This window comes from Candidatus Micrarchaeia archaeon, from assembly GCA_041653315.1.
Classification (GTDB): Archaea; Micrarchaeota; Micrarchaeia; order Anstonellales; family JAHKLY01; genus JAHKLY01.
Window position 1 is genome coordinate 1 of record JBAZFO010000055.1, and the last position, 5,678, is coordinate 5,678.

Consider the following 5,678-nt stretch of genomic DNA (forward strand, 5'->3'; position numbering starts at 1 on the left):
ATGGAACAATATCTGTAATAACAGATGGATATGAATACAATATAACAACATCTATAGAACAAAAAAAGAAATAAACAACTTATTAAACAATACCCATATGGAAACCTTTATAAACACAAAAAGACATAAAATTATTGGTGATTTTATATGAGATATAAACAAAACCCAGAAGACATTTCTATTCAAGATATTAAATTATATGGACCATTTAAAGGAGATAGATTAGCAAGAAGAAGACAAAAATTTTTGGTGGCATTTATTAAAGGACAAGAGGGTAATAAAGATATTAATTCTGAAGATATACAAAAGGCTACTAAAGAATTAAAGAAAATAAGAAAAATAAGAAAGGGATTAATAGAAAAAAAACATGATAAAATATTAAATGGGATACTTATAGGAGAAGGTATTTTATTAGCAGCATTTATATATAACCTGCATAAAAATATTGAAGAAACAATATTAGCAATTGATAGTTTCCAAAAATCACAAAATTATTCAGAAGGTGTAGATGCAATAACAAAATGTTCTAAATTTATATATACCCTTTTAATTAGTACATATATTGGTTTTGCAGGAATTTTAGGGATTATGTTTAATCAACTAACAAGAAGTATTGAAAAATGGAAAAATAAATGGGCTGAAAAAAATCTTTAATTTTTTTTTCTTTTCTTATTTTTATCTCTTTTAAAAAAATTATAATTTAATTCCTTTTGAAATATCTTTTCTTAAATTTAAATTAGTATTATAAATCCAAGTGATGCCTTTTATACTCACTGCAATTTTATTGCTTTCTTCAAGGTATTCTAAAATTACTTTTAATGTATTGTGGTTTATTTGTTTTGGTAATTTTTTCTTTAAATCAGCAGTTGTAATCATACTATCTTTTATATTTCTCAAAGTTTCCTCTACCATAATAACTGTATTTAAAGTTGGAGAATGAACCATTTTTTGAATTTGTACTGCTTTTATTCCTTTTATTTTTCCTGACATATTTATCACCAATTGTTATTAACTAATAACTATTTGGTACTAATATGTATATAAAGTTTTTGGTTAGAAAAATAAAAATAATACTCTAATTTGTTTTGCTATTCAATTGATTTTTTAGTTTCATTTAACTCAATACCTAAAACTTGAGAATATCCTTTATCAGTCATAGTAACACCTAATGCTACATCTGCGCTTTTCAATACCTCATCATTATGGGTTATTACTAAAAACTGAGTTTCTTTAGATAACTTTTTAATTAATTCAGCCATTTTCTTGGAATTTTCTTTATCAAGCGCAGCTTCTGCTTCATCTAATAAATAAAATGGAGATGGTTTTGTCATTTGTATTGAGAAGATAAATAATAAAGCTAATAAAGATTTTTCCCCACCAGACATTGAATCTAAATATTTATTTCTGTCTCCTTTTTTAACTTTTATCTGCAATCCAGATTCAAAAGGATCACTTGGTTTGTCTAAAACCAATAATCCTTCTCCCTCAAATACATAACCAAATAAATCTTTAAATTTATCATTTATTTTATAAAAAGTTTCCATAAATATTCTTTTCTTTCTTGAATCAATTTCATCTATCATAGTTAAAACAGCAGATTTTTCATCTTTTAATCTTTCTACTTTTTCTTTAACTTCTTCAATTTCTGCTTTTTTCTCTTCATACAATTCAGGCGCTTTAAGATTAACTTCACCCAATAAATTTAATTTAGTTTCGTTTTCTTTTATTATTTCTAATAATTTTTCTCTGCTAACATCAAGCAATTCAATATCTTTATATTCTTCAAATTCTGCTTTTAAATCTATTAATCTAGTTTCTGATTTTGCTTTACTTATTTCATAATCTTTCATTAAATCTTTTGATCTTTCAGCAGTGTGAATTAGTTTTCCTTTTTGTTGCGCAATTTCTTCTAATTCTTTATCTAATTTTTTCATCTCTTCCCAAACTGATTCCATTTTTTTGCTTATTTTAGTCATTTCTTGTTCAGCTTCTGCATGTTCTTTTTTATTAATTTCCATTCTCTTTTCTAATTCTTTTTTCTTTTCTTGTATACTTTTTAAATCTTCCAAAACTTGTTTTTCATTTTCTTTTATTTTCCCCAATGAAGTTTCAAGCATTTCTTTTTCTTTTTCTTTTGTAATTACTTCTGTTTTTTTATCAGATATTTTAGATAATATATCTGCGTATTGCTTCTGAACTTCAGTTTGTTTCTTTTTTTCTGATTCTCTTGCTTCTTTTATTTTTTCAGAAATTGATTCTTTTTGTTTATCTAAATTTGATAATTCTTTCTCTAAAGTAGAGATTTGTTTTAAATATTCTTTTTGATTCTCTTCTAATTCTTTTAATGCTTTTTTTGCATCTTCTGATTTTACTTTTGTTTTTTCTGAGCTTTTTGTAATTCCACCAAGCTCAATCATGATTTCTCTATATTTTAATTCCAAAGCATATCTTTCTTTTCTTTTCATATTTATTTCTTCTCTTAAATTTTCTAAATCCGAATATGCTTGTGTTCTATCTGCTTTTAAATTTTCTAAGGTTTTTTCTATCTTCTCTAATTTCATTTTTGCTGCTAAATTTCCTTGTGAATTTCCACCAGTTAAAATACCTGACTGATAAAAAACTTCTCCTCCAATCGTAACAATTTTACATGTTTCTTTAAGTTTTTTAGCAGTATCAATATTATCAACAACTGCTGTTGAACCAAATGAATATTCCATTGCACTATAAAACTTCGGATCAAATTTAACTAAATTTATTAGGGAATTTACATATCCTTTTGCTTGTTTTACTTTCTGCGGGATGTTTTCTCCTTTAACTGTTCTATCCAAGGGAATAAAAGTACATCTTCCTGCTTTTTCTTTTTTAAGAAGTTGAATTATTTTAGCAGCAGTATCTATATCCTCTACAATCACATAATCTAATTTTCCCCCAACTGCCCCTTGAACTGCATCTGAATATTCTTGGTCAAATGAAACTAATTCAGCTACTGTTCCGTATAATCCAGGGATTTTTGATTTAATATCATCTAAAAACATTAATGTTGGATTTTTGAAAATTCCTTTTACTAAAGGTCTAAGATTAGCTGCACTTCCTCTTAACTCAATTAATTCTTTATCTAATTCTGCTATTAATTTATTTTTTTCTTTTTCCTTTTGAAATATTTTATCAGTATCTTTTTGAATAGATTCCATTTCTTTTTCTAATGAATCTTTTTCTGTTTCTAATTTTGTTGTATCTACATCCCCTTCATTTAGATTTTCTTTTCTTAAACTAATTATTTCTTTTATGCTGTCTAATTTAGCATTTAATTGAGCCATATATTCTTTTTTTGAATTTATTTTTTCAACTATACCATCCCATTCATTTTGTATTTTTGTAATATCAAAAGTTGATTCAAAAACCTCTTTTGGGACTTCTTTTTCAAGTTTAGTTAATTCTTTTTCAGAAGAAGATATGTCTTTTGTTAAAATAGAAAGTTTATGTACTAATTCCTCTTTTTCTTTATTATATTTTACTTTCTCATTTTCTAACTTTTTAAGCTCTTTCTCTTTATCAGCTAAAGAATTTGTATCAACATTAATTGCAATTCTTAATTCTTCTAATTGTTTTAAAAGTTTCTCTTTTTTTCCATCTTTATTTATTTTATCTGTAAACTCACTTTTCTTTATTTCCATTTCTTTTATTTTCTTGTCAATTAATTCTGACTCCTCTTTTGTTAATTTCAATTTCTCTTCAATTTCTTTTATTTTTTCTATGGATTTATCATATTCTTTTTCTAATTTATCTAACTCAATAAAAATCAATGAACCTCTTCCTCTTCTAAATAATTCTTTGGCTTCTTTATATTGCAAAGCAGCATCTTTTTCTTTTTCTAATTCATTAACAAATCCTTCTCTCTCACTTAAAACAATTGAAGCATCATTTATTTTTTGCTGAACTTTATCTAATTCCCTTAAAGATTCTTTCTTTTTTTCTTCAAATTCTGATATTCCTGCAACCCCATCTAAAATTCCTCTTCTTTCTTTAGCACTCATTTCAACTATTTTTTGAACCTGGCCTTGCGCGATCACATTATGATTTCCTAATTCTAAACCTGCAGGCCTTATTGTTTCAAGAATATTTGTCCTTGTGGTTTTTTTTCCATTTAATCTGTATATTGTTTTTCCTTCTGGATCAATCGCTCTTCTAACTTCAATTGGAATTCCATTTTCATTATTCGCAGATAAAGTTACTATCGCTTCTTTTGAATCAGAAAAAACTAATTCAGAAGTTTTTCTTGCCCTAAGCGCCTTAAGACTTAACTCTCCTAGCGCAAATCGTATTGAATCTGATAAATTCGATTTGCCACTCCCATTGGGGCCTGCTACAGCTATAAAACCTGGAGGAAGCTCTAAATCTACTCTTTTAAAAGATTTAAAACCGCGTATTTTTATTCTATTAATATAATTCTTAGTACAAGAACTCTCTTCTTCATTGATCGCCATCACTTAATATTATCAACATAGAATTTAAATATATTACTCTTATTTTATGAGAAGAAATTATATAATTTAGATACTATATAATTTAGATACTATATAATTTAGATACTATATAACTTAAATCCTACAAATTCATTATAATATTTAAAATTATAAATTAGTTTTTATTGGGATTCAATTTTAGTTTTTATTCTGCCAGAAACCCAGCGTTCATTCCCAGAACCGCCACCTTGTCTAAAATATTGCAGATTTATAAAAAAAGTTCTAATTTCATTTTCTGCTTCACCATTAAATTTTCCAGTTATTCTTATCGTATCTCCTGGATTTAATAAAGAATTAGTAGTTTGTACTATTCCATCTGCCCCTCCCCCATTAGCTATTAAAACATTTGAGGTTAAGTCTGTCATTCGTATATCTTGGATTAAAATAGGATAACCTAATCCATTAGATATATTCATATAAACTATGTATACACCAACATCCTGCTGACCTGCTGGTGTTAAACAAGGTAAATCAGGAATTAAAGTACATTCTTGAGATATAATACTACCTCTATCTAATATACCTGACGAAAATAAAATAGCAATAATTACAAGGATTGTAAGTAATACCCAACCATAAGTCATTAAATATTCCATGGCTGCTTGTCCTTTCTTATTTTTTCTATTCATATATTAAAATTTAATAGAATATATTTAAATAGTTTTGTTAAGTTAAATTATTTATGGTTGAAGATACATTATTAGGAAAAATAATAACTAAAACAGATTTACTCTCAAATACATTTGATAAAAAAGGAGAAGTCCTCTTATATGAAAAAGGATTTAAAATAGAATTTGAAGGAAAACAATCTAAAGCACCGTATAATTATATTCAAGATCTAGAAAAAGCTGGAAATGCAGCTTTAGGTAAAGTACATGTAAGAATTAATGTTTTTGATATGTTAGGAATCAGTAATACTTATGAAATAACAATTCCAGATCAAATTTATTCTGTTCTTAAACGTCGCTGGGAAGAATCTAAATTAGAATAAGGCATTGCATTATATCCTCTTTTTCTTAATTCTTTTGATAATAAATACTCATTTCCATGAGCGCAATATATCTGTTTTGGTTCTGCTTGCTCTATATAATTCAAAATATCATTAAAATCAGCATGGTCGCTTAATAAAAATCCTTTATCAATACTCATAGGCCT

General features: G+C 26.2%; 6 protein-coding genes. 2 read left to right on the plus strand and 4 right to left on the minus strand.

Features of this window, described 5'->3' with window-relative positions; genetic code table 11:
• Positions 1 to 147 precede the first annotated feature (147 nt).
• Positions 148 to 654 carry a hypothetical protein gene (locus tag WC356_07225; GenBank protein MFA5382935.1) on the plus strand — a complete coding sequence of 169 codons (507 nt, stop codon included), beginning with the start codon at positions 148 to 150 and terminating at the stop codon, positions 652 to 654.
• Positions 655 to 693: 39 nt separating this feature from the next.
• On the opposite strand, the gene WC356_07230 is transcribed toward WC356_07225, so the two are convergent.
• The 3 genes from WC356_07230 to WC356_07240 form a co-directional block, all read right to left on the minus strand.
• The gene (locus tag WC356_07230) at positions 694 to 990 is read right to left on the minus strand and encodes a hypothetical protein (GenBank protein MFA5382936.1); all 297 of its coding nucleotides are present in this window, start codon (positions 988 to 990) and stop codon (positions 694 to 696) included.
• Between the two features lie 98 nt (positions 991 to 1,088).
• Positions 1,089 to 4,484, minus strand: a complete 3,396-nt coding sequence (gene smc, locus WC356_07235; GenBank protein MFA5382937.1) for a chromosome segregation protein SMC — start codon at positions 4,482 to 4,484, stop codon at positions 1,089 to 1,091.
• 161 nt (positions 4,485 to 4,645) lie between these two features.
• On the minus strand, positions 4,646 to 5,152 hold the full coding sequence (locus WC356_07240) for a hypothetical protein (protein MFA5382938.1): 507 nt from the start codon (positions 5,150 to 5,152) through the stop codon (positions 4,646 to 4,648).
• A gap of 53 nt (positions 5,153 to 5,205) precedes the next feature.
• Between WC356_07240 and WC356_07245 the strand changes: the two genes are divergently transcribed.
• Entirely contained in the window at positions 5,206 to 5,514 is a 309-nt protein-coding gene (locus WC356_07245) for a hypothetical protein (protein ID MFA5382939.1), read from the plus strand.
• On the opposite strand, the gene WC356_07250 is transcribed toward WC356_07245, so the two are convergent.
• Positions 5,469 to 5,678: MBL fold metallo-hydrolase RNA specificity domain-containing protein (locus tag WC356_07250; protein ID MFA5382940.1), on the minus strand; the 210-nt coding region annotated here is incomplete at its 5' end. The genes WC356_07245 and WC356_07250 overlap by 46 nt on opposite strands.